Here is a 20,935-nt window from a genome sequence, read left to right on the forward strand (position 1 = left end):
CGCACCGACCTTCCTTTTTTCCACCCCGCCGCATCCAACCAGAAGGAGTTCCCATGATCCGAACACCCCTCGTGCGCAGCATGCAGATGCTTTCGCTGGCAGTCCTCGCGCTGGCCGGCGGGCAGGCCCCGGCCGAAAGCCAGTACGGCTCCGGCACGGGCACCATCACCGCCCAGGCCAAGGTGAACCTGAGTGTGACGGTGCCCAAGCTGATCCTGCTGCGCGTGGGCTCGACCAACACCACCATCGACACCGTGACCTGGGCCTCCACCCTCAGCATTCCGCCCGTGCCCACCACGCCGGTCACGGGCAACAACACCAACGTGGACTGGAACGGCGCGGCTCCCACCGTCACGCCCGCCTCGACCACGAACACGCTCAACGTGTACGCCTGGACCAACGCGGGCGCCGGCACCATCAACTGCGCCATGGGCACCTGGGCGCCCGCCGCCGGCGGGCCGGCGAACGCGGACTTCACCGTCGCGACCACGGGCACGCTGCCGCACCCCGGGGCCAACCTCGGCGCCTGCGCCTCGACCTCGTTCCCCTCGAACGCGGTCGCCTCGGGCACCTGGGCCTACACGCTCGGCGGCACGCCCGCGGGCTGGGTGGCGGGCACCTACACGAACACCATCACGTACACGGCCCAGGGCATCTGATGCCTGGGCGTGCGGCGACGGCGATGGCGCTCGCGGCGGCCCTGCTCGCCGCCACGTCCGCGCGCGCCGTCATCACCACGGTCACCGACACCGGCAGCACCTACAGCCTGACGCTTCGCGTCGGCTCGGCCGGCGCGACCGTCGACACGGTGGCTTTCAGCGTCACCGGCGCCAACGCGGGGCTGACCCCCACGGCCGTGGCCGGCACGCCGGCCATCGACGTGTGGGTGATGCCGGTGCGCCCGGTGGCCAACACCACCGTGGCGCGGCCGGTGACGCTGCGCGTGGATTCGTCCGTTGCGCTGACCTGCCAGTCGGGCGGCTGCGGCACCACGGCCATTCCCTTCAGCAAGATCAGCTGGGTGGCCACGAACAACAGCAGCGCGGCCTCGGGCGACATCCAGAACGGCCGCTTCGACACCACCGCCAACCAGTCGATCGCGAGCTACGACGCGAACGCCACCTTCTGCGTCGGTCCGCTCGGCCTGCCCTGCGTGCTGGGCGTCGGCACCTGGACCTACCTGTCGCGCAACGTGACGGCCACGCGGCTGCAGTTCAGCTACGACAACGACGTCGTCTACCCGGGCGGCAACTACAAGGGCACCGTGCGATTCACGGCGTCGATGGAATGAAGCCGCCGCGCCTTCGCCGAGCGACCGCCGCCGCCGCGCTGCTGTGCGGCGCGGTGCTGGCGGCTCCCGCATGGGCGATGGTCGCCCGGCTCGACGACTCGGCCTCGCCGCGCGCGCACCTGCGCAGCGATTTCAGCAATGCGCAGGCGATGGACGGCCACGTGGTCGTGCTCCCCCTCGGGCGCATCGAGTACCGCCTGGCCATGACGCCCCACATGGGCCGGCGCGCGCGCATCTTCTACGTGATTCCCGCCAGCGTCGCGGGCCTGCGCTCCCCGGCGGGAATGCTGGTGCAGTGGCGCGGCAGCGGCGCATTCGCGAGCGGCAGCGGCCGGCCCGGCGACCGTGTGCAGGTGTGGAACGGCGTGGTCCAGGCTCCGTGGATGAACGAGACTTTCGAGCTCACGCTGCGCATCGATCCGCGCGAGCTGCGCATGCCCGCAGGCTCGGCGTTGAGCTTCGAGTCGTTCTTCGAGATCGAGACATTGCCATGAGACACCCCCTGAGTCGCTTCGCGCCTTCCCCCTCTCCTTCGGGAGGGGACGCACCCTGTGGCCCGGCGAAGCCGGTTCCACGGGTGCCCTCGCGTCCTTCTGCCTTGCGCTGCTCGCGGCCGCCGGCATGGCAAGGGCCGCGCCCTTCGAGCTGGCCGTCACGCCGTCGCGCTTCGAGCTCTCGGGCAAGCCCGGCGCGCGCCTGGGGCAGTCGCTCGACATCCACAACCTGGCATCGACCGCCACCGAGGTCTCGATGCGCACCATCGACTGGAGCTACTCGGCCGAGGGCAACATCGGCTACCACGACGAGCTGCTGCCCGGCAGCTGCAGGCCGTGGGTGGTGCTGGAGCGGCGCAGCCTCTCGGTGCCGGCGCGCAGCAAGCGCTCGTTCCGCTTCCAGGTGGAGCCGCCGGCCGACGCGCCGCGCGGCGAGTGCCGCTTCATGATCGCCATCGAGGGCACGGAGCCGGCGCAGCAGACCGTCATCCGCAACGGCGGCGCCAGCCTGAGCCTGCCGGTCACGGGCCGCATCGCGGTGGCCGTGTACGTCATGCTCGACGGCGCCGAGCCCAGGCTCGAGATCAGGCAGATCGCCAGCGGAGAAGCCGGCGCGCGCGCGCCGCGCGGTCGTGACCGTGGCCAACACCGGCGACGCGCACGGCCGGCTCGAAGGCAGCCTGGACGCCACCGACAGCAAGGGCCGCGCGTTCGAGCTGGTGCCCGAGGGCACGCCGATCCTGCCGGGCCAGACGCGCACGCTGGCGCTGGTGCCCAAGGCCGAGAACGGCCAGCCGGCGCCGCAGCCCGTCTATCCGGTCAAGGCCAGCGGCAGGCTCGACTGGGACAAGGGCAGCTTCAAGGTGGACGTGGAGCTGAAATGAAACTCCCCATGGCCTCGCACGCTTCGTGCAGCTTCGCACTTGCTGGCGCACTTACCGGCGCAGTCGCCGGCGTGCTGGGCACGGGCATCGCCCAGGCTGCGTCCAGCACCGCCGGCCCCAGCGCCTCGGTGCCGCTGAGCACCGGCGTCAACCTGGACTTCACGATCGCCATCGACAAGTTCATCTTCTTCCGCATCGGCGACGGCGCCTGGCCCACGCCCGGCGGCACCACGAGCACGGTGAGCTTCGTGCTGACGCCGTCGATCCCGGGCGGCCCGACCACGCCGGTCGCCGGCAACAACACGCCGGTGAACTGGAGCGGCGCGGCGCCGGGCTTCAGCGTCACGCCCAGCAACAACGCGCTGCCCGTCGAGGTGCGCAGCAACGGAGGGCAGATCACGCTGCGGGCGACGGCCACGACGCCGCTGGCGAGCGGCGCCAACACGATCCCGCTGTCGGAGATCACCATCGCCAGCAGCGACGCCAACCTGCCCGCGCCGCAGATCCCGAACACGGGCACCGGCACGGCGGTGAACGTCGCGGGCACGGCCTTCGCCAACCTCGTCACCCAGCGCACCGCGACCTGGACCTTCTCCTACGCCAACCTGGCCAGCCGCACCGCGGGCACCTACACCGGCCAGGTCACCTTCACCGCCAGTTCGCCCTGAAGCGGCGCGTTTCGGAAAATCGTTCACGGTGCTCGGGCGAGCCCTATCTAGGTAACGACTCCACCTCGCGCGTCCAGCGGTCGATGATCCGCTTGCGTTCGGCCGCCTTGCCGTACTTCTCGAAGTCGTACTTGATCAGCTTCACTTCGGCCATCGACGGGATGCGCGGGTCGGGCTTGAAGGTCTTGTTGGCCGGCGACTGCAGGCTGCCCGCCTTGCCGCCGATGGCCTGGCCCGCGGGGCTCATCAGCCAGTCGTAGTAGCGCTTCGCGTTCTCCTTGTTGCGCGCGCCCTTCACCAGCGCGATGCCGCCGATCTCGTAGCCCGTGCCCTCGCAGGGCGCGGCGGTCTTCACGGGAAATTTGTCGTAGCGCCAGCGCTCGAAGCCGAAGATGAAGCTCACGCCGATGGCCACTTCGCCCTTGGCGACGTTGGGCGCCTGCGCCTGGCCGCTGCGCGTGTAGCTGGTGACGTTGCGGTGCAGCTTCTTCAGGTATTCGAAGGCCGCGTCCTCGCCCATCTGCTGCACCAGGCCCGCGATGATGGTGTAGGCCGTGCCGCTGGTGGCCGGGTGCGAGATCTCGATCTCGCCCTTGTACTCGGGCTTGATCAGGTCGGCCCAGCACTTCGGCTCGTGCAGCTTCTTCTTTTTCAGCACGTCGGTGTTGAAGCCGAAGCCGATGGCGCTGGTGTAGAAGCCGCCCACCATGTTCTGCGAGAGCGCGTACTGGCGCACCGCCCAGTCGTGCAGGTCGTTGATGTAGGCCGGGCGGTAGGGCTCCAGCAGCCCCTGCTCGGCCGCCTGCAGGAACGGGTCGCCGGTGCCGCCCCACCAGATGTCGGTCTTGGGGTTGGCAGCCTCGGCGCGCAGCTGGGCGCCGATCTCGCCGGTGCCCTTGTGCGCCTGCTGCACCTTGATGCCGGTCTCGCGCGTGAAGGCCGCGGCCGCTGCCTCGCACCAGCCGGCGTCGGTGCTGCACAGCGCGTTGACGGTGCCCTGCGCCAGAGCGTTCGGCGCCGCCAGAAGGAATGCGGCGGCAATGCCTGCCGCGGCGGCGATGTGTCGGATGGCGAATGGGCGCATGCGCGGGTCTCCTCGTCGTGGTTCTCGAAGGCCGCAGGATAGCGCCGGCGCTCAGCGCGCGGCCAGCAGCGGCGGCAGGTGCTCGGCCAGCCAGTCGGTCACCACGCGCGTCTTCAGCGGCAGGTAGCGGCTGCGCGAGCGGATCACGTTGAGCTCGAAACCGAAGGGCCGGGGCTCGTCGAACACGCGCACCAGCGTGCCCGCGGCGAGCGCGTCGGCCGCGAGCCATGCCGGCAGGCGTGCAAGGCCCATGCCGCCATTGGCCGCCTCGAGCAGCACCTCGGCGCTGTCGCAGCGCAGCCGCGACGGCGGCGTCACCTCGACGAGGCGGCCTTCGGCGTCATGGAAGCGCCAGGACGACACCTGCCCGTCGCGCGCGTAGAGCACCGCTCCGTGCTCCTTCAGTTCGTCGACGCCACCCGGATGCCCGTGCGCGGCAAGGTAGCCGGGCGAGGCGCACAGCACCATCCACTGCATGCCGACCGGCCGCGCGACCAGCTCGGCGCTGTCGGCAAGTTCGCCGCTGCGGATGGCGAGATCGAGCCCCTCCTCGACGAGATCGACGCGCCGGTCGTTGAACGAGAGCTCCAGCGACAACTGCGGATGGTGCCGCGCCAGCGCCAGCAGCAGCGGCCCGACCTTCAGCCGCCCCAGCATCGCCGGCATGCTCAGGCGCACGAGGCCCGAGGCGGTGCTGCGCGCCACGTCGGCCACGGCCTCGGCCGCTTCGAGCTCGGCGAGCGCGCGGCGGCAGCGCTCGTAGTAGCCGTGGCCCTCTTCCGTGAGGCTCTGGCTGCGCGTGGTGCGCAGGAAGAGCCGGGTGTCGAGCCGCGATTCGAGCCGCGCGATGCTCTTGGCGACCGCCGAGCGCGTCACGTGCAGGCGCTGCGCGGCCAGCGCGAAGCTGCCTGCCTCCACGGCGGCGACGAATTCCTCGATTCCTTGCAGGCGTTGACCCATTGGATACTTTCAGGCGCCATTAAAAGGAAAATTATCCTCCACCGGATAGCTTCACTCGTCAATAGCATGAAGGCTTCCTGTCTTCCCCTTGGAGCTCATTCATGCAAGAACCCCGAACGCTGCGCCGCTGGCAGCTTCCCGAATTCGGCCGCGTCCATCTCGAACAGGCCGAGGCCCCATTGCCCGAGCCGGGGCCGAACCAGATCCTCGTGAAGGTCGGTGCTGTGTCGCTCAACTACCGCGACCTGCTGATGACGCGCGATGGCATGGGCATGGCGCTCGAACTGCCCTTCGTGCCCGGCTCCGACATGGTCGGCACCGTGGTGGCCGCGGGCCCGGGCGTGACGCGCTTCGCCGTGGGCGATCGCGTCATCGACACCTTCTGGGGCGGCTGGATCGACAGCCACTGGCACGCCGACACCACGCTGCTCGGCGGCCCCGGGCCCGGGATGCTGGCCTCGCACGTGCTGATCGACGCCGCCTGGGCCGTGGCCGCGCCCGAGACGCTGAGCCTCGCCGAAGCCAGCACGCTGCCGTGCGCGGGCCTCACCGCGTGGTTCGCCCTGGCTGAAACGGGTGCGCTCCGCGCGGGCGAGACGGTGCTGATCCACGGCACGGGCGGCGTCGCCCTGTTCGGCCTGCAGATCGCCCGGCTGCACGGCGCGCGCGCCATCGTGGTGACGGGCGGCGACGAGGCCAAGCGCGCGCAGGCCCTTGCGCTCGGCGCCACGCACGTGCTCGCGCGCGGCGCTGACTGGCCCGCTGAAGTACGGCGCCTCACGCGGGGACGCGGTGTCGACCACGTGCTCGAACTCGCGAGCGGACCCAACCTCGACCGCTCGCTGCAGGCCGTGAAGCAGGGCGGACGCGTGTCGATCATCGGCATGCTCGAAGGCGAGACGCTGAGCGCGTCGTTCTACGTGATGGTGCTGGGCCGCGTGACGGTGCAGGGCATCGGCGTGGGCCACCGGCGCGCGCTCGAAGACCTGGTGCGCGCCGTCGACGCGAACGCGCTCAAGCCGGTGATCGCCGCGCAATACGGCTTCGACGAACTGCCCGCCGCACTCGATCACCTGGAGCGCGGCGCGTTCGGAAAGATCGTCGTGACGATGTAAAAGATCACGAAATGCGTTGGTGCCGCAGATGCAACGCAGTTGCGGCAATGCACGAAAGCAGCGCCATCCGTGAACAGGTTCCGTTAGTGCCAACGACTTGCTCGACGCCCTCTATTTGCGTTCCTAGAATCCGCCCGCGCATCGCCTCGCGGGCTGCGCGCCTTCTCAACTTCAGGATGGAGCGTTATGGAACACAGTACCTATAAAAAGTGGTCTGCCGAGTTCATTGGTACTTTCTGGCTCACGCTCGGAGGCTGCGGAAGCGCGGTCCTGGCGGCGGCCTTTCCGAATGTCGGCATCGGCCTGCTCGGCGTTTCGCTGGCCTTTGGCCTCACGGTGGTGACGGGGGCGTACGCACTGGGTCCGGTCTCGGGCGGGCACTTCAATCCGGCGGTATCCATCGGCCTCGCGGCCGCGGGCCGCTTCAAGGCTTCGCAGCTCGCGGGCTACATCGTGGCGCAGGTGTTGGGCGCCATCGCGGCGGCGGGCATTCTCTATCTCATCGCCACCGGCAAGCCGGGCGCCGACATCGGCGGCTTCGCCACCAACGGCTATGGCGAGCACTCGCCCGGCAAGTACGGCCTCACGGCCGCATTGCTGTGCGAAGTGGTGATGACGGCCGTGTTCCTTATCGTGATCCTCGGCGCCACCGCGAAGCGCGCGGCCGGCGGCTTCGCGGGGCTGGCCATCGGCCTGTGCCTCACGCTGATCCACCTGATCTCGATTCCCGTCACCAACACGTCGGTCAACCCGGCGCGCAGCACGGGCCCAGCCCTCTTCGGGCCGTCCCATGCGGTGTCTGAACTGTGGCTCTTCTGGGTAGCGCCCATCGCGGGCGCCATCATCGGCGCGGTGATCTACCGCGCGCTGCTGAGCAACGGCAGCGACGACTGAGCCTCGCCGCCGCCGTCGCATTCATCGACGGCAGGGGAACCGGCCTCGGCCGACTCGGCGGCCTCAGCTGCCGCTGGCCGACTTCACCAGCGGCAGCGAAGTCGATTGCCCGATCGCCTCGGTGCCGCTCGCGTGCGAGGCCGCATACGCACCGGCCTGGATGTCGGAAACCGGCGTCGTCGAACTCATCGCGGGCGCGCTGGTCGACTGGCCGACGGGCTCGGTGCCGCTCGGACGCGCAGCGGCCATCGCGCCGGCCTGCACTTCGGGGTTTTCTGGCGAGTTCATCTGCAGCGGATGGAAGTCCGATCCATCGGTGGTTTCGGCCGATGCGGTGACGGCGCCCATGGCTGCCAGCGCAGCGAAGGAACCGACGGCGAGAAGCTTGAAGGAAGTGCGCATGGTGTGTGTTCTCCTGATTGATTGAAGCAGGCTGTCTCCGGTCACATGCCATCGCGCGAACTGCGCGTGGCAGGACCTGAACGCACTCTAGGCACGCAGACTGAGTTGGATGTGAGCGAAGAGTTAGGCGCGAGTGAGCGGCGCGCCTTTTGCTGGAACTTTGGGCCGCACCTGCCTCGTTCGCCGGCGTGCGGCCCCGGCTAGGCCGCGGGCGGCGCAGGCAGATGCACCCGTGCCATCAGCCCGGGCCCGTCGGTGCGATTGCGCAGCTCGATGCGCAGCCCGTGCCGCTCCGCCGCCGTGCGCGCAATCGCAAGCCCCAGTCCGCTGCCGCCCGCCGCGGCGCCGGGCACGCGGAAGAAGCGGTCGAACACGCGGTCGATGGCCTCCTTCGGAATGCCGGGGCCGTTGTCGAGCACGTCGACCACCGCGTGGCCATCGACCTCGTGCAGCCTCACGTCGACCACGCCGCCCTCGGGCGCATAGCGCAGCGCGTTGTCGATCAGGTTGTCGAACACGCTGCGCAGCTCCGCCGCCGGTGCGAACACCACGGCGGCGATGCCGCCTTCGAAGCCGACGTCCACGCGCCGCGCATCGGCCAGCACCATCAGCTGGCTCACGCTGTCGCGCAGCAGCACCTCGATGTCGACGCGCTCGCTCGCGTGACCCGCATGACCCGCACGCGGCGCGTCCTGCCGCGACAGGTGCAGCAGCTGCTCGATCAGGTGCTGCGCGCGCGTGACGCCCGCCTCGAGCTGGTTGAAGCGCTCGGTGGCTTCGCCGGCCGGCACGTGCGCGCGCAGGTTCTCGATCTGCAGGCCGATGGCGGCCATCGGCGTGCGCAGCTCGTGGGCCGCGTCCTGCACGAAGCGCCGCTGCGTGGCGAAGGCGCTGCGCACGCGCGACAGCAGATTGTTGAAGGCGCCCACCAGCGGCGCGATCTCGTCGGGCACGCGCGCGAGCGACAGCTCGGTGGGGCTTCGCTCGTCCTGCGAGGCCACGTCGCGCGCCACCGCGCGCAGCGAGCGCGAGGCCGCCGACACGATGATCCACAGGATCAGCAGCGCCAGCGGCAGCAGCAGCGTGATCGGCAGGCCTTCGAGCAATGCGCGGCGCAGCGCGCGGCGGCGGCGGTAGTCCTCGTTCTGCAGCACCTGCACGCGCGGCTGGTCGGCGCGCGAACCGGGCTCGGCGGTGAACACGCGCCAGGCCGAGCCCGGATGCGCGCCGGTGTTCACGTCGCTGAAGCCGGGCCGGGCCTGCAGCGGCACCGTGAGCACCGGCCATGAAGTGGCGCGCAGCGTGCCACCGTCGGGGCTCCATCTGCACGATGAAGGCGCCGCGCGAGAAGGCGGCCTCGCCGTCCATCGGGCGCGGCAGCTTCTGCGGATCGCTGCCCGCGTACGACTCGGCCACCAGGCGCATCTGGTCGTCCAGCGCGTTGTGCACCAGGTTGCCGTAGGCCACGAAGGAGAACCACGCCGTGAGCACGGCCGCGCCGAGGTGCAGCGTGATGAGCCAGAACAGCAGCTGCGTGCGCAGCGAGCGCGGCCGCCACCAGCGGCCCGGGCCGCGCGAAACTCCGTTCATTGGCAAGGCAACCCGTCTGCCTGTTCGCGGAACACCGTGGAACCGGCGACACGAAGTGCGCGAAGCCTGGGGGCGAGCATCATCATGCGGCTACGCGCCAGCCCAGTCCGCGCACATTGCGGATCGCATCGGCGCCGAGCTTGCGGCGCATGCCGTGGATCAGCACGTCGATCGCGTTGCTGGTGACTTCCTCGCCCCAGCCGTAGATGCGGTTCTCGAGCTGCTCGCGCGAGAGGATGGCGCCGGGGCGCTCCAGCAGTGCGTGCAGCAGCGCGAACTCGCGCGCGGTGAGCGCTTCGCGCGCGCCGTTGACCACCACCTCGCGCGTCGTGAGGTCGAGCTGCAGCGCGCCGCTGCCCACCAGCGAGTGCGCGGCGCCGTCGCGGCGGCGCACCACGGCACGCATGCGCGCGAGCAGTTCGCGGAATTCGAAGGGCTTGAGCAGGTAGTCGTCGGCGCCGAGGTCGAGGCTGTGGATGCGGTCGTCGAGGCCGTCGCGCGCGGTGAGCACCAGCACCGGCGTGGCATCGCCGCGTTCGCGGGCACGGCGCAGCACCTCGGTGCCGTCCTGCCTGGGCAGGCCCAGGTCGAGCAGCACGCAGGTGTAGCCGCCGTCGCCCAGCGCGCTCTGCGCCAGCTCGCCGTCGCGCACCCAGTCCGCAGACCAGCCCGCGCCCTCGAGCGCCTGCTTCAGGCTGCGCCCGATCATTTCATCGTCTTCCACCAACAGCACGCGCATCGCGGCGACTCCTTCGGCCGCAAGGTAGCACGCGACCGGGATGATCGGAAGAGCCTGCGCCGCGGCGCAGAGTAGGTGTGAATACTTAGGGCACGCTTAGGCGGCGGGCGCGATACGGGGTTACTGTCCGGGTCAGGCCAGGCGCACGGCGTGGCGTTCGCCCTCGTCGTCCGAAGTGAAGGCCAGCAGGTCGAGGGCCTCCTGCTCCACGCCGGCGCGGTCCGCCTTCGACCAGCGGCCGAAGGGCTCCAGCAGCACGTTGGCGACGTTCCTGCCCTTGTTCTTGCCACGCTCGATCTTCCACACGCCCGCGACGAAGCCATCGAGCAGCACCGTGCCGCGCACGATGCCGTTGACGGTGAACACGCGTGCGCGATGCGCCTCGCTGAGGATGCGGCTGCGGTCGGCGTGCGAAAGCAGCAGGTTGTCCCACTCGGCCACGAGGCGCGGCGGCGCGGGCGTGTCGGGGTCGGGCCGCGGCGCGCGGGGCAGGTCGAACAGCTCCTGCCCGTCTTCGCCTGCGAACACACGCAACTGCGGACGCAGGCGTTCGGCGACCGCCTTCCATCCCGTGAGGCCCGACCATGCGCCGGCATCGGCCAGCGTGGCCGGGCCGAAGGCGGCGAGGTAGCGCAGCAGCATGTCGTCCTGCGTGGCGGGAGGGGCTTCCACAGCCTCCCCGAGCCAATCGCCCAATGGCTGCAGCACCGCGCTCTGGTGCGAGTTCCAGGTGCCGCCCGGCGGCAGGTGCACGAGCGGCAGGTTGTTGCGGATCAGCGCGGCGAGCGATGCGGCCTCGCGGCCTGTCCACCGCAGGCCCAGCGCCTGACCGAGCTCGGCGCCGGTACGCGGCCGTTCGCCGAGCAGTACGCGCCCCGCCGCGATCACCGCCGCGCGATCGAGCCCTTCGAGTTCCTTCTTGTGCGTGCTGCCCAGCAGCCCCCGCTGATGCACGGGCTCCAGCAGCGGGCGCCATGCCAGCGCGTCCTGCGCGGTCATCAGGTGCAGCGTCGCGCGCAGGGTCGACATGCGCACGATGCGGCGCCTGCGCAAGGCCTCGGTGAGCTGTTCGCGACGGAAGCCCTCGATGCGGCTCCAGAGGCCGATGTAGGGCGGATTGGGTGCCTGCGCCTGCAGCCCGGCCAGCCGCTCGACGGCCTGTGTCGCGCTCAGTTTGCGCCGCTCAAGCAGCATCTGCCGCGCCAGCGTGGCGCGGTTCAGCGCGCGCAGGCTCAGAACTTCTCGTGCGGCGCGAGGTATCGCCATTGCCCCAGCGGCAGGTTGCCGAGCATCACCCGGCCGATGCGCACGCGCTTCAGGCCGACCACCTTCAGGCCCACCAGCTCGCACATGCGGCGGATCTGCCGCTTCTTGCCCTCGGTGAGCACGAAGCGCAGCTGCTCGGGGTTCTGCCAGTCGACGCGCGCGGGCTTCAGCGCCTGGCCGTCCAGGCTCAGGCCGTGGCGCAGCTTCGCGAGCATGGCCTTCGGAAAGACCGCCTGCACGTTGGTGGTGACGGGGTCGTCGTCGTCCAGCCGCACCAGCTGGCCGGTGGGCGCGGGCTGGCCCAGGCCGTGATAGGCCACGCGCACGAGGTACTCCTTCTCCATCGTCGAGTCCTCGCCGATGAGCTGGCGTGCGATGCGGCCGTCCTGCGTCATCACCAGCAGCCCGGTCGAATCGATGTCGAGCCGGCCGCAGGGCGCGAGGCCGCGCAACTGCTTCGGGCTGAAGAAGAAGCGTGCGTTGTCGTCGGCCCAGCGGTTCTGCGGCGTGAAGAGCTTGACCGCCGGGTCGTGCCCGTCCTCGGCCTGCCCGCTCACGTAGCCGATGGGCTTGTTGATGAGGATGGTGACCTGGCTGGCCTGCTGGCCCTTGGCAGCCTTGTCGACCTCGATGCGGTCGGCCGGCGTGACCTTCACGCCCATCTCGGCCGGCCTGCCGTTGACCTTCACCCAGCCGTTGGCGATCCATTCGTCGGCTTCGCGGCGCGAGCACAGCTTGAGGTCGGCCATGCGCTTGTTGAGGCGCACGGCATCGGCAGGAGAAGTGGAAGGCTCGGTCATCGCAGGCTTGATCAATGGGCGGCACCGATGCTATCCTGAACCCAGACGCGAGTTGATCGCGTTATTTTTGGGGGATTCCCAAGTGAGCACACGCAAGTACCAGTACGCCATCGTCATCGGGCGTTTCCAGCCCGTCCATTTCGGACATCAACGACTCATCGAGGAAGGCCTTCGCGCCGCCGAGCGGGTCATCGTGGTGGTCGGCTCCGACCGGCAGCCGCGCAGCGTCAAGAACCCCTTCACCTTCGACGAACGCGAGCGCATGGTGCGCGCCTGCCTTCGCGGCACCGAGCAGATGCGCGTGAGCGTGGTCGGCGTGGGCGACTCACCCTACAACGACCAGATCTGGATCGCGTCGATCCAGTCGGCGGTCGAGCGGCTCATCGCACAGGACGGCCATGCGCCCGCCAAGGCCAAGGTGGCGCTTGTGGGGCACCTGAAGGACGCGTCGAGCTACTACCTCAAGCTCTTCCCGCACTGGGAGTTCGTCGGCCAGAACAGCGTGGAGAGCCTCAACGCCACCGACGTGCGCAGCCTCTACTTCGACCCCGAGAACCGCGGCCAGCTCGCGCGCGCCGACCTGCCCGACGGCACCGCGGCCTTTCTCGAACAGTTCACCCGCACGGCCGACTACGCCGAGCTCTGCGAGGAGCGCGCCTTCCTCGCCGACTACCGCGACAAGTACCGCTATGCGGGCAGCGAATTCCCGCCGATCTACACCACGGTCGATGCGGTGGTGGTCGAAGCCGGCCACATCCTGCTGGTGCAGCGCAAGTTCCATCCCGGCAAGGGCACCTGGGCGCTGCCCGGCGGCTTCGTCGGCCAGCACGAGCGGCTGCAGGACGCGGCCATCCGCGAGCTGAAGGAAGAAACCCGCCTGAAGGTGCCGGTGCCCGTGCTCAACGGCAGCATGAAGGCCAGCCACGTGTTCGACGCGCCCGACCGCTCGCAGCGCGGCCGCACCATCACGCACGGCTTCTTCTTCGAGCTGGCGCACAACCAGTGGACGGGCCTGTCGGAGGTGCGCGCCGACGACGATGCGGCCGAGGTGCGCTGGGTGCCCATTGCCGAGTTCCTCGACATGCAGGAGCGCATCTACGAAGACCACTTCTTCATCGCGAATCATTTTTTGGGTGGCCTGGGCAAGAACTGAACGCCCGGCCTTGTCAGCAAGAACGGCACCCGGTTGACGGGTGCCACAGTGAAAGGAGCTTTCACATGAACCGCAATCTCACCTCCACGCCCCTGGGCAACAACCTGCTGCTTCGCACCGACTCGTACAAGGTCTCGCACTGGATGCAGTACCCGCCCGGCACGCAGACGGTGTACAGCTACATCGAGTCTCGCGGCGGCATCTTCAGCCACTCGCTCTTCTTTGGCCTTCAGGCCTACCTGCGCGAATACCTGCAGACGCCGGTGACGCGCGACGACGTGGAGGAAGCAGCCGCGCTCATGGCCGTGCACGGCGAGCCCTTCAACCGCGAGGGCTGGCTGCGGCTGATCGAGAAGCACGGCGGACTGATGCCGGTGCGCATCCGTGCCGTGCCCGAGGGCAGCGTGACGCCGGTGCACAACGTGCTCGCGACCATCGAGAACACCGACCCCGAGTTCTTCTGGGTCACGAGCTTCCTCGAAACCGAACTGCTGCGCGCCATCTGGTACCCGACCACGGTGGCCACGCTCTCGGCCGCAGCGCGCACCACGCTGCTGCGCTACCTGGAAGCGACCTGCGACGACCCGCAGGGCCAGATCGCCTTCAGGCTGCACGACTTCGGCGCGCGGGGCGTGTCGAGCCTCGAATCGGCCGCGCTCGGCGGCATGGCGCACCTGGTGAACTTCATGGGCACCGACACGCTGGCCGCGCTGGTGGCGGCGCGCCGCTACTACGACTGCGACGTGGCGGGCTTCTCCATTCCCGCCGCCGAGCACAGCACCATCACGGGCTGGGGCCGCGACCATGAATCGGACGCGTACAGCAACATGGTCGACCAGTTCGGCAAGCCCGGCGCCACGTTTGCGGTGGTGAGCGACAGCTATGACATCTTCAACGCCTGCGCGCGCATCTGGGGCGACGAGTTGAAGGCGAAGGTGATGGCCTCGGGCGCCACGCTGGTGGTGCGGCCCGACTCGGGCGACCCGGCCGAAACCACGCTGAAGGTGGCGCGCATCCTGGCCGACCGGTTCGGCACGACGACCAATGCCAAGGGCTTCCGCGTGCTGAACAACGTGCGCATCATCCAGGGCGATGGCGTGAACCTCGATTCGCTGCGGCTGTGCCTGTCGAACTTCTATCACAACGGTTTCTCCACCGAGAACATCTCCTTCGGCATGGGCGGCGGGCTGCTGCAGCAGGTCAACCGCGACACCATGCAGTGGGCGATGAAGTGCTCGGCCATGCAGGTGAACGGCGAGTGGCGCGACGTGTACAAGTCGCCCGTTGGCGATGTGGGCAAGGCTTCGAAGAAGGGGCGTCTTGCATTGGTGCGCGATGCGAACGGCATCGAGAGCACCGTGCGTGAAGAAGCGCTGGCGGCAGGCCAGGCCGATCTGCTGCAGACGGTGTTCGAGAACGGGCGCATCGTGGAGAGCACCACGTTCGATGCCGTTCGCGAGCGGGCTGCTGCGGGGGTGAATCAGTTCATCACTTCGCGGGCGCCGCTCTGAGGGTTGGAGCCCAGGGGCATTCAGGGCATGTGCACAGGCCACCGGGTACTCCCCTCCGCGAATGTCCCCCGCCCTTCGGGCTCCTCCTTTATTTCGCTGCGGGGAGCACCCGATGCCCTGTGCACCACGAGCGCTGCCGTTGTGCTGGCCGATCAACAAGTGCTCTGAACGATCACGCCGATGGGGTGCCTTGCGCAGCGAAATAGAGGAGGAGGGGCGAAGCCCCGGGGGACATTCGCGGAGCAAGGTACCCCGTCGGCGTGATCGCGCCCCGAACCACAACCACGAACCACGGCCCCAAAGTCACTGCCACATGCCATCGCCATAATCCGCCGCGCAAACCCCGGATTCCATGACCAAACTCCTGATCCTCAGCGTGAGTGCCGGCAACGGCCACGTGCGTGCAGCACAGGCGCTTGCCGCCACCGCCCAGTCTCTCGCCCCGCCCTGCACGGCGGTCCACATCGACGCGATGGCCCATGTGGCCGCGGGGTTCCGCAAGGTCTACACCGACTGGTACATCCAGCTCGTGAATCGCGCGCCCGAGCTGTGGTCGTACCTGCATCAGCGCACCGACGTCACGCCGCACCACGCACCCTCGCAACGCCTGCGCCGCGGCATCGAGCGGCTGAGCACCGGCGCGCTGGTGCGCGAGATCCGCCGCGAGAAGCCCGACGCGGTGGTCTGTACCCACTTCCTGCCGGCCGAGCTGCTGATGCGCGAGCGCAACCGCGGCCGCATCGACTACCCCGTGTGGCTGCAGATCACCGACTACGACCTGCACAACATGTGGCTGGTGCCGGGGATGGCGGGCTACCTCGCGGCGACGGAAGAAGTGGCCTTCCGCCTGCGGGCGCGCGGTATTCCGGCCGAGCGCATCCACGTCACCGGCATTCCGGTGATGCCGGCTTTCTCCGAACCCGATGCGCCCTCGCTGGCGCGAGATGCCTGCGTGGCCCGGCTCGGCCTCGATCCTTCGCGGCCGGTGCTGCTGATGGCTTCGGGCGGCGCGGGCGTGGGCGATCTGCCGAGCATGGTCGAGCGCGTGCTCGGCCTCGGCGGCGAAGGCGACTTCCAGGTCATTGCCGTGGCGGGCCGCAACGTGGAGGCGCACGGCAAGCTCGAGGCGCTGGCCAGGCGCTATCCGGGGCGCGTGGTGGCCATCGGCTTCACCAACGAAATGCACAGGATGATGGCCGCGGCCGACCTGGTGGTGACCAAGCCCGGCGGCCTCACGGTGTCGGAGTGCCTCGCGCTGGGCAAGCCGATGCTGCTGATCTCGCCCATTCCGGGTCAGGAAGAACACAACGCCGGCTTCCTGATGGAAGAAGGCGCAGCCTGGCTGGCCTACGACGCCATCGGCCTCGACTACAAGGTGGCGCGCCTCATGGCCGATCCAGCCAAGCTCGCGAGCATGGCGACGCGCAGCCGCGCATTGGGCAAGCCGCAGGCGGCGCGATCGGTGCTGAGCCACGTGCTGGGAACGCCCGCATGAGCTCCGTCGTCGAAAAGACGAGCGTGGCCCGCACGCTCGGTTACCTGGCCTGGGTCATCGTCATGGCCTTCTTCTTCGCCAACGCCGAGATCCAGATCGAAGGCGGCGCCGGCTGGGCCACGTCGCTTCCCACATGGCGCATCGAGAACAGCATCTGGCTCGACCTCTTCTGGGGCGGCCGCGCGATGACGGGCTACCACGCCTGGGTCTTCACCTTCATGGCGCTGGTGTTCTTCTCGCCGTTGGCCTTCAGCGGACGCTGGACGTGGCGCGACGTGGGACTGGCGGCGGCGGGCCTGATCGTGTTCTGGGTCTGCGAGGACTTCACCTGGTTCCTCATCAACCCGGCCTTCGGCTGGGAGCGCTTCAACCCGGCGGATGCGTTCTGGCACAAGCACTGGCTGTGGGGCGCGCCCGTGGACTACTGGGGTGGCCTCGCGGTGGCGGCGATCATCCTGGCGACGCGGCACTGGCCGCGCAAGGGCGGGGGCGGCCGATGAGCAGCAGCAACAGCAGAAGAAGACGCAAGGAACGCGGGCAGGAGCCCGTCGCCGAAGCACCGCGCCCCGGCCACTGGGCCGATCCGCTGGACGCGCTGGGCGTGGAGAACCTGCACCGCATCACGCCCACGCTGTATCGCAGCGCGCAGCCGAAGCGCTCGAACCTTGCCGCGCTGCAGTCGCTGGGCATCCGCACGGTGGTGAGCCTGCGTTCGTTCAACGACGACCGGAAAGTGTTCGCAGGCAGCGGCATCCGGCTGGTGCGCGTGCCGATCAACACCTGGTCCATCGACGACGCCAAGGTGCTGCGCGCGCTGCAGGCCATCCGCGCGGCCGAGAAGCAGGGCCCGGTGCTCATCCACTGCATGCACGGAGCCGATCGCACCGGCGTGGTGGCGGCGGTCTACCGCATGGCACTACAGGACTGGGACAAGGACAGCGCCCGCCAGGAGATGCTGCGCGGCGGCTACGGCTACCACACGCTGTGGCGCAACATCCCGCGCTACATCGAGCGGCTCGACCCGGCCGCCATGCGCGACGCGCTGGCCCAGGCGCCTGCGATTCCGTTGGTGTCCTGAAGGCGCCAGCAGGCCGCGAAAGCCGCTCCTATACTGGCCGCCCCGTGGCCGAAGGCCATCCGCGAACCTGACCAGAAGGGCTCTTCCATGGCACTCCAAATCCGCTCCCTCATCCGCTCCAGCGGCGAACTCGAACTCTCGCTGCACGACGACCCCATCCCCGAGCCGCAGGCCCACGAAGTGGTGATCCGCGTCGAGGCATCGCCATTGAACCCGTCGGACCTGGGCCTGCTGTTCGGCGCTGCCGACATGAGCACCGCCAAGGCCTCCGGCACTGCCGATCGCCCCGTCGTCACCGCCACCGTGCCCGAGCGCGTGCTGCCCGCCATGAAGGCGCGGCTCGACGAATCGATGCCGGTGGGCAACGAAGGCGCGGGCGTAGTGGTGAAGGCCGGCTCCTCGCCGCAGGCGCAGGCACTGCTCGGCAAGACCGTGGCCGCCATCGGCGGCGCGATGTACTCGCAGTACCGCTGCCTCGCCGCCGCACAGTGCCTGGAACTGCCGGCAGGCACCACGCCGGCCGAAGGCGCCTCGTGCTTCGTCAACCCCCTCACCTCGCTGAGCATGGTCGAGACCATGCGCATGGAAGGCCACAAGGCGCTGGTGCACACGGCCGCAGCGTCCAACCTCGGCCAGATGCTCAACAAGATCTGCCAGAAGGACGGCATCGCCCTCGTCAACATCGTGCGCAAGCAGGACCAGGAAGACCTGCTGCGCGGCCTCGGCGCCAAGTACGTGTGCAATTCGAGCTCGCCCACCTTCATCGAGGACCTGACCCAGGCCCTCGCCGAGACCGGCGCCACCCTGGCCTTCGACGCCATCGGCGGCGGCAAGCTCGCCGGCCAGATCCTCGGCTGCATGGAAGCGGCCATCAACCGCACCGCCAAGGAATACAGCCGCTACGGCTCCAACACGCACAAGCAGGTCTACATCTACGGCGGCCTCGACCGCAGCCCGACCGAGGTGGTGCGCAACTTCGGCATGACCTGGGGCATGGGCGGCTGGCTGCTGTTCCCCTTCCTGCAGCGCCTTGGCGACGCCGGCACGCAGCGCCTGAAGGCCCGCGTGGTCGCCGAACTGAAGACCACGTTCGCGAGCCACTACACGCGCGAGGTGTCGCTGGTGGAGATGCTGCAGCTCGATGCGATTGGCGTGTATGGCAAGCAGGCGACGGGGGAGAAGTTCCTGCTGAATCCGAACAAGGGCGTCGCGGCCTGAAGAAAAAAGGGCGGCCCCGAGGGACCGCCCTTCCAAGGCCATCAGCTCTTCACGAGCATGGCCATCTCGTTCGCAGGTGCCACTGCGTAGTGGTCGAACTGCATCGTGTACTGCGCACGGCCCGAAGACAGCGCGCGCAGGTTGCCGATGTAGCCGAACATCTCCTTCAGCGGCACATGCGCCTCGACGACCGCGGCATTGCCGCGCATCGACTGGCCGCGAACCATGCCGCGCCGCCGGTTCAGGTCGCCGATGCAATCGCCCAGATAGTCGGGCGGCGTGATGACCTCCACGGCCATCACGGGCTCCAGCACCAGCGGTCCGGCTTTGGCCGCCGCCTCCCGGAAGGCCGCAGCGGCAGCCAGCTCGAAGGCCATCGCCGACGAGTCGCGCTCGTGATGACTGCCGTCCACCAGCGTGGCCATGAAGTCCACGCAGGGGAACCCGGCAACCACGCTCGATTGCGCGGCCCGGCGGATGCCGGCCTCGACCGCGGGGATGAACTCGCGCGGAATGGCGCCGCCCACCACCTGGCTCTCGAACACGATGCCCGCGCCTCGCGCCAGCGGCGCAATACGCAGCTTCAGTTCAGCGAACTGACCGGGGCCGCCGGTCTGTTTCCTGTGCACATGGTGCACCTCCATTTCTCTCGATACCGTTTCGCGGTAGGCAACCTGCGGACGCCCCACCGACACTTCGACGCCGTGCTTCGCGCGCAGCTTCTCGATGGAGACATCGAGCTGCAACTCGCCCATGCCCGACAGGATCGTCTGGCCCGATTCGGCGTCCTGCCGCAGCTGCAGGCTCGGATCTTCCCGCAGCATGACCTGCAGCGCCTTCGACAGCGACTGCTGGTCGGCCTGCGCCTTGGGCTCGATCGCGACATGGATCACGGGCTCGGGGACGCTGATTTCCTCCAGGTGCACCGGATGATCCCGGTCGCACAGCGTGTGACCGGTCAGCGTGTCCTTCAGCCCGACGATGGCGGCAATGTCGCCGGCCACGAGCTCGTCGCGTTCGATGCGGTCGTCCGCATGCACTTCATACAGCCGCGCCGCGCGTTCCATGCGGCCCGTCGCGGCATTCAGCACCGTGTCGCCACGCCTGAGCCTGCCGCTGTAGACCCGCACGAACACCATCGAACCGTGGTCGTCGCTGGCGATCTTGAACGCGAGCGCCGAGAACGGCGCCTGTGGATCGCTGGCCGAGACCACTTCGCCCGGCTTCGGCAGCCAGTCGACGACGGCATCGAGCAGCGGCTCGACGCCGCGATTGCGGAACGCCGAACCGGCAAGCACGGGCACGAACGCACTGGACAGCACAGCCTTGCGGATGCAAGCGCGCAGCACCTCGGCCGACGGCTCTTCGCCGTTCAGGTAGGCGCTCATGGCTGCTTCGTCCTGTTCGACAGCGAGCTCCACGAGCCGCTCCCGATGGTGCCTGGCCGCCGCGAGGAAGTCAGTAGGCACGTCGGCCACACGGTATGGTCGGCTCGCATCGTCCTTGTCCCAGACGAGTGCACGCATGCCGACGAGGTCGATCACGCCACGGAAGTCGCCTTCCGCGCCGAGGGGCAGTTGCACGGGCACCGCCTTCACGCCCAGCCGTTCTTCCATCATTGCGACGACGCGCAGGAAGTCGGCGCCGAGGCGATCGAGCTTGTTGACGAAGGCGATGCGCGGCACGCGATACCTGTCCGCGAGGCGCCAGTTCGTCTCGGTCTGCGGCTCCACGCCGGCCACGCCGTCGAACACGACGACCGCACCGTCGAGCACGCGCAGCGAACGATTCACCTCGATGTTGAAGTCGATGTGGCCGGGCGTGTCGATCAGGTTGATCTGCGCCGCGTTCCAGTGGACCGTGATGGCCGCGCTGCTGATGGTGATGCCGCGTCTCTGCTCCTGCGGATCGAAGTCCATGCGCGCGGTGCCACGGCTCACGTCGCCGATGCGATGGCTTTCGCCCGCGTAGTACAGGATGCGCTCGGTGGTCGTGGTCTTGCCCGCGTCGACGTGGGCAATGATGCCGATGTTGCGGAGATTTCTGGGTTTCGGGTTCATGACGAATCTTTCTTTTTCATTGGATCGAAGCACGCGTTGCGGCGCTGCGCTTCGAAAGCCTGGTTGGCACGCGCCAGCCCCAGGCAAGAAAAATTCGCCTGAAGGGCTAGCGACGAACGGTGTCGTGCGGGTCAGCGATGCGGCGGCCGGAGCCCGGGCGCACGGGGTCCACGCTCCGGCGGAGGCGAATCGTGGCGATCAGCTTGTCGTAGGTACGCATGGCGGTCTGAGGA

The 20,935-nt window shown here is 69.0% G+C and carries 23 protein-coding genes; 14 read left to right on the forward strand and 9 right to left on the reverse strand.

Going from position 1 to position 20,935, the window contains the following annotated elements:
• The first annotated feature begins 53 nt into the window (after window positions 1-53).
• The 3 genes from ACHMXA_RS01295 to ACHMXA_RS01305 are packed head-to-tail and all read left to right on the forward strand — an operon-like array spanning window position 54 to window position 1,785.
• Window positions 54-659, forward strand: a complete 606-nt coding sequence (locus tag ACHMXA_RS01295; RefSeq protein WP_256098990.1) for a hypothetical protein — start codon at window positions 54-56, stop codon at window positions 657-659.
• Window positions 659-1,291 carry a hypothetical protein gene (locus tag ACHMXA_RS01300; protein WP_176665071.1) on the forward strand — a complete coding sequence of 211 codons (633 nt, stop codon included), beginning with the start codon at window positions 659-661 and terminating at the stop codon, window positions 1,289-1,291. Before ACHMXA_RS01295 ends, ACHMXA_RS01300 begins: the two co-directional genes overlap by 1 nt.
• Complete coding sequence (locus ACHMXA_RS01305; protein WP_395317845.1) at window positions 1,288-1,785, forward strand: hypothetical protein; 498 nt, start codon at window positions 1,288-1,290, stop codon at window positions 1,783-1,785. The genes ACHMXA_RS01300 and ACHMXA_RS01305 overlap by 4 nt, the downstream gene beginning before the upstream one ends.
• A gap of 300 nt (window positions 1,786-2,085) precedes the next feature.
• Here the strand turns inward: ACHMXA_RS01305 and ACHMXA_RS01310 are convergent, their stop codons facing one another.
• Window positions 2,086-2,340 (reverse strand): hypothetical protein, encoded by a 255-nt coding sequence (locus ACHMXA_RS01310; RefSeq protein WP_395317847.1) that lies wholly within the window; start codon window positions 2,338-2,340, stop codon window positions 2,086-2,088.
• Window positions 2,341-2,417: 77 nt separating this feature from the next.
• On the opposite strand from ACHMXA_RS01310, the gene ACHMXA_RS01315 reads away from it, so the two are divergent.
• Both ACHMXA_RS01315 and ACHMXA_RS01320 read left to right on the forward strand, forming a co-directional pair.
• The gene (locus ACHMXA_RS01315; protein WP_395317849.1) at window positions 2,418-2,669 is read left to right on the forward strand and encodes a hypothetical protein; all 252 of its coding nucleotides are present in this window, start codon (window positions 2,418-2,420) and stop codon (window positions 2,667-2,669) included.
• Window positions 2,666-3,337: a hypothetical protein gene (locus tag ACHMXA_RS01320; protein WP_395317851.1), complete on the forward strand. Its 672-nt coding sequence runs from the start codon at window positions 2,666-2,668 to the stop codon at window positions 3,335-3,337. The genes ACHMXA_RS01315 and ACHMXA_RS01320 overlap by 4 nt, the downstream gene beginning before the upstream one ends.
• Window positions 3,338-3,380: 43 nt before the next feature.
• On the opposite strand, the gene ACHMXA_RS01325 is transcribed toward ACHMXA_RS01320, so the two are convergent.
• Together ACHMXA_RS01325 and ACHMXA_RS01330 are read right to left on the reverse strand one after the other, a co-directional pair.
• Window positions 3,381-4,421 (reverse strand): ABC transporter substrate-binding protein, encoded by a 1,041-nt coding sequence (locus ACHMXA_RS01325; RefSeq protein ID WP_395317853.1) that lies wholly within the window; start codon window positions 4,419-4,421, stop codon window positions 3,381-3,383.
• A 51-nt stretch (window positions 4,422-4,472) separates the two neighbouring features.
• Window positions 4,473-5,381: a LysR family transcriptional regulator gene (locus ACHMXA_RS01330; RefSeq protein ID WP_395317855.1), complete on the reverse strand. Its 909-nt coding sequence runs from the start codon at window positions 5,379-5,381 to the stop codon at window positions 4,473-4,475.
• A gap of 101 nt (window positions 5,382-5,482) precedes the next feature.
• On the opposite strand from ACHMXA_RS01330, the gene ACHMXA_RS01335 reads away from it, so the two are divergent.
• A complete protein-coding gene (locus ACHMXA_RS01335) occupies window positions 5,483-6,496 on the forward strand; it encodes an NAD(P)-dependent alcohol dehydrogenase (protein WP_395317857.1) in 1,014 nt (337 codons plus the stop codon).
• Between the two features lie 186 nt (window positions 6,497-6,682).
• Window positions 6,683-7,390 carry an aquaporin Z gene (aqpZ, locus tag ACHMXA_RS01340; RefSeq protein WP_395317859.1) on the forward strand — a complete coding sequence of 236 codons (708 nt, stop codon included), beginning with the start codon at window positions 6,683-6,685 and terminating at the stop codon, window positions 7,388-7,390.
• 63 nt (window positions 7,391-7,453) lie between these two features.
• Here the strand turns inward: aqpZ and ACHMXA_RS01345 are convergent, their stop codons facing one another.
• Entirely contained in the window at window positions 7,454-7,792 is a 339-nt protein-coding gene (locus ACHMXA_RS01345) for a hypothetical protein (protein ID WP_395317861.1), read from the reverse strand.
• A gap of 200 nt (window positions 7,793-7,992) precedes the next feature.
• A complete protein-coding gene (locus ACHMXA_RS01350) occupies window positions 7,993-9,072 on the reverse strand; it encodes a sensor histidine kinase (RefSeq protein WP_395317863.1) in 1,080 nt (359 codons plus the stop codon).
• A gap of 5 nt (window positions 9,073-9,077) precedes the next feature.
• On the opposite strand from ACHMXA_RS01350, the gene ACHMXA_RS01355 reads away from it, so the two are divergent.
• Complete coding sequence (locus tag ACHMXA_RS01355) at window positions 9,078-9,254, forward strand: hypothetical protein (RefSeq protein ID WP_395317865.1); 177 nt, start codon at window positions 9,078-9,080, stop codon at window positions 9,252-9,254.
• Between the two features lie 210 nt (window positions 9,255-9,464).
• On the opposite strand, the gene ACHMXA_RS01360 is transcribed toward ACHMXA_RS01355, so the two are convergent.
• From ACHMXA_RS01360 to ACHMXA_RS01370, 3 genes are all read right to left on the reverse strand, one after another.
• Complete coding sequence (locus ACHMXA_RS01360; protein WP_176665079.1) at window positions 9,465-10,121, reverse strand: response regulator transcription factor; 657 nt, start codon at window positions 10,119-10,121, stop codon at window positions 9,465-9,467.
• 132 nt (window positions 10,122-10,253) lie between these two features.
• Window positions 10,254-11,387 (reverse strand): winged helix DNA-binding domain-containing protein, encoded by a 1,134-nt coding sequence (locus ACHMXA_RS01365; RefSeq protein ID WP_395317867.1) that lies wholly within the window; start codon window positions 11,385-11,387, stop codon window positions 10,254-10,256.
• Window positions 11,354-12,187, reverse strand: coding sequence for a pseudouridine synthase (locus ACHMXA_RS01370; RefSeq protein WP_395317869.1), 834 nt, complete (start codon window positions 12,185-12,187; stop codon window positions 11,354-11,356). Before ACHMXA_RS01370 ends, ACHMXA_RS01365 begins: the two co-directional genes overlap by 34 nt.
• Before the next feature lie 82 nt (window positions 12,188-12,269).
• Between ACHMXA_RS01370 and ACHMXA_RS01375 the strand changes: the two genes are divergently transcribed.
• The 6 genes from ACHMXA_RS01375 to ACHMXA_RS01400 all read left to right on the forward strand — a co-directional run bounded on the left by ACHMXA_RS01375 (window position 12,270) and on the right by ACHMXA_RS01400 (window position 18,642).
• On the forward strand, window positions 12,270-13,340 hold the full coding sequence (locus tag ACHMXA_RS01375; protein WP_369660495.1) for a bifunctional nicotinamide-nucleotide adenylyltransferase/Nudix hydroxylase: 1,071 nt from the start codon (window positions 12,270-12,272) through the stop codon (window positions 13,338-13,340).
• Window positions 13,341-13,405: 65 nt separating this feature from the next.
• The gene (locus ACHMXA_RS01380; protein ID WP_395317871.1) at window positions 13,406-14,851 is read left to right on the forward strand and encodes a nicotinate phosphoribosyltransferase; all 1,446 of its coding nucleotides are present in this window, start codon (window positions 13,406-13,408) and stop codon (window positions 14,849-14,851) included.
• 352 nt (window positions 14,852-15,203) lie between these two features.
• Entirely contained in the window at window positions 15,204-16,346 is a 1,143-nt protein-coding gene (locus tag ACHMXA_RS01385) for a glycosyltransferase (RefSeq protein ID WP_395317873.1), read from the forward strand.
• Window positions 16,343-16,846: a hypothetical protein gene (locus ACHMXA_RS01390; RefSeq protein WP_395317875.1), complete on the forward strand. Its 504-nt coding sequence runs from the start codon at window positions 16,343-16,345 to the stop codon at window positions 16,844-16,846. Before ACHMXA_RS01385 ends, ACHMXA_RS01390 begins: the two co-directional genes overlap by 4 nt.
• Window positions 16,843-17,424, forward strand: coding sequence for a dual specificity protein phosphatase family protein (locus ACHMXA_RS01395; protein WP_395317877.1), 582 nt, complete (start codon window positions 16,843-16,845; stop codon window positions 17,422-17,424). The genes ACHMXA_RS01390 and ACHMXA_RS01395 overlap by 4 nt, the downstream gene beginning before the upstream one ends.
• A gap of 87 nt (window positions 17,425-17,511) precedes the next feature.
• Window positions 17,512-18,642: a zinc-binding dehydrogenase gene (locus ACHMXA_RS01400; RefSeq protein WP_395317879.1), complete on the forward strand. Its 1,131-nt coding sequence runs from the start codon at window positions 17,512-17,514 to the stop codon at window positions 18,640-18,642.
• A 41-nt stretch (window positions 18,643-18,683) separates the two neighbouring features.
• On the opposite strand, the gene fusA is transcribed toward ACHMXA_RS01400, so the two are convergent.
• Window positions 18,684-20,702, reverse strand: coding sequence for an elongation factor G (gene fusA, locus ACHMXA_RS01405; protein ID WP_395317881.1), 2,019 nt, complete (start codon window positions 20,700-20,702; stop codon window positions 18,684-18,686).
• Window positions 20,703-20,935 lie beyond the last annotated feature (233 nt).

The organism is Variovorax sp. UC74_104 (genome assembly GCF_044055375.1).
Taxonomy (GTDB): Bacteria; Pseudomonadota; Gammaproteobacteria; order Burkholderiales; family Burkholderiaceae_C; genus Variovorax.